Here is a 2,342-nt window from a genome sequence, read left to right as displayed (position 1 = left end):
GGCCGCGCTGCGGCGGATGTCGGGCGAGAGGCTGTCGCTGGCCGAGGAGGCGCGGCTGCTGTTCGACGTCGCGCCGCCGCCCGTGCCGGCGGCGACGTTCGAGGCGGCCCGCGCGCGGCTCGAGGCGCTGCTCCCCGGCGCGGGGACGCTCGCCGCGCGGATGCAGGCGGTCCGCGCGCGCGTCGAGGTGCCGCGCGAGAAGCTCCCCGCGGTGGTGGACGCGGTGCTGGCCGAGGTGCGGCGCCGCGCCGGGACGCACGTCGCGCTGCCGGCCGGGGAGCGGTTCAGCGTCGAGTACGTGAAGGACCAGCCGTGGGCCGCCTACAACTGGTACAAGGGCGGCTACCAGAGCCTGATCCAGGTGAACACGAACATCCCGATGACCGTGGACGGCGCGCTGGAGGTCCTCGCGCACGAGGGGTATCCGGGGCACCACGTCTACAACGCGCTGCTCGAGTCGAGGCTCGTGCGCGGCGCGGGGTGGCGCGAGTACACGGTCTACCCGCTCTACTCGCCGCAGTCGCTGATCGCCGAGGGGACGGCGAACGTCGGCGTGGACGTGCTGATGACGCGCGCCGAGCAGCGGGCCTTCGTGGCCGCGACGCTGGCGCCGATCGCGGGGATCAAGGCCGAGGACCTCGCGGCGTGGGAGCGGGTGAAGGAGGCGGCGCGGCCGCTGCGCTACGTCGGCGGCGAGGCGGCGCGGATGCTGCTCGACGAGGGGAAGCCGGAGGCGGAGGTCGAGGCGTTCCTGGTGCGCTTCGGCGCGGCCCCGGACCGGGCGAAGCAGAACATCCGCTTCTTCCGCGCCTACCGCGCCTACATCTACACCTACACCGTCGGGGCCGATCTCGTGGAGGGCTGGATCGGCGAGGGGCCGGACCGCGCGGCGCGCTTCTTCGCGTTGCTCGACCGGCCGCTCGTGCCGTCGGATCTCACCGGAAAACGGTAGGGGCGGCTGGCGCGCCCCGATCGTCGCGTCCCCGCTCAAGACTCCACCGCGCCTGCCGCCCGACGAGGACCCCGCGCAACGTTGCCTTTGAGGCATCGAAAGGCAATCGGGTGCGGTGGTCAGGTCGGGAGGCAGACGCGGTGGGGACGTCGTTGTTCCGACGACGTGATCGGCGCGCCAGCCTCCCCTACGGCGACGTGGACCCCGGACCCGTCATGTTTTGCGTTGCAAAGAGCGAAAGGCGAAAAGCCCGCGCGCCTCTTTTCGTCCGCGGGGCCCGGCGTCCCGCGGCGGCAACGGCGCGCGGCGCGGGGCGGCGCGCGCGGGGGGCGGGCGCGGCACCTTTCGCGCATGGCGATCGATCCGTTTCCGAGCCGGCGCTCGCCGCGCCTCGGCTGCCTGGGCTACGCGGGGGGCGGGTGGTGGTTCATCACCTGCTGCGTGCGCGGGCGGCGGCCCGCGTTCGGGCGGGTGGCCGAGGACGGCGTCGTGCTGTCGGACGCCGGGCGCGCGGCGCTGCTCGCGCTGGAGGCGCTGCCGCGGCTCTGCGCCGCGGTGCGCATGGACGCGCGCGTCGTGATGCCGGACCACGTCCACGCGGTCCTCGAGCTCGAGGCGGGGACGCCGCTGGGCGAGGTCGTGCGGCGGTACAAGACGGCGTCGCTGCCGGGGATCCGCGCGCACGCGCCGGACGCGGAGTGGCAGCGCTCCTACTACGACCATCTGCTGCGGAACGAGTCCGAGATCTTCTACGCCCGCGAGTACATCGCCGCGAATCCCCGCCGCGCCGCGGCTCGCCTGTTCGGGGCGCCGTAGGGGCGGCTGGCGCGCCCCGATCATCGTGTCCCCGCTCAAGATTCCACCGCGCCTGCCGCCCGACGCGGACCCCGCGCAACGTCGGCGTCCCGCGGCGGCAACGGCGCGCATGAACGGGACGGGGCGTCCCGAGGGCTTGCGCGGCACCTTCCGCGCATGGCGATCGATCCGTTTCCGAACCGGCGCTCGCCGCGCCTGGGCTGCCTGAGCTACGCGGGCGGCGGGTGGTGGTTCGTCACCTGCTGCGTGCGCGGGCGGCGGCCGGTGTTCGGGCGGGTGGCCGAGGACGGCGTCGCGCTGTCGGACGCCGGGCGCGCGGCGCTGCTTGTTCTGGAGGCGCTGCCGCGGCTCTGCGCGGCGGTGCGGGTGGATGCGCGCGTCGTGATTCCGGACCACGTCCACGCGGTCCTCGAGCTCGAGGCGGGGACGCCGCTGGGCGAGGTGGTGCGGCGGTTCAAGACGGCGTCGCTGCCGGGGATCCGCGCGCACGCGCCGGACGCGGAGTGGCAGCGCTCCTACTACGACCATCTGCTGCGGAACGAGTCCGAGATCTTCTACGCCCGCGAGTACATCG

Annotated in this window: 3 protein-coding genes; all 3 read left to right on the top strand. The window is 74.5% G+C overall.

The genetic code is table 11. The features are described 5' to 3' along the window. A partial coding sequence (locus tag LLG88_07305) for a hypothetical protein (protein MCE5246714.1) occupies positions 1–952 on the top strand: 952 nt, incomplete at its 5' end. Between the two features lie 351 nt (positions 953–1,303). Beyond that, positions 1,304–1,768, top strand: a complete 465-nt coding sequence (locus LLG88_07300; protein MCE5246713.1) for a hypothetical protein — start codon at positions 1,304–1,306, stop codon at positions 1,766–1,768. A 156-nt stretch (positions 1,769–1,924) separates the two neighbouring features. Then, positions 1,925–2,342, top strand: a 418-nt coding sequence (locus LLG88_07295) for a hypothetical protein (protein ID MCE5246712.1), incomplete at its 3' end; no start/stop codon positions are given.

It is taken from the genome of bacterium, assembly GCA_021372775.1.
GTDB lineage: Bacteria > Acidobacteriota > Polarisedimenticolia > J045 > J045 > JAJFTU01.
This window is presented reverse-complemented; position numbering and strand designations above follow the sequence as displayed.

Bases quoted from the DNA above. Each gene is read 5' to 3' on its own strand.
- LLG88_07300 (MCE5246713.1), top strand. From the start codon at position 1,304: ATGGCGATCGATCCGTTTCCGAGCCGGCGCTCGCCGCGCCTCGGCTGC.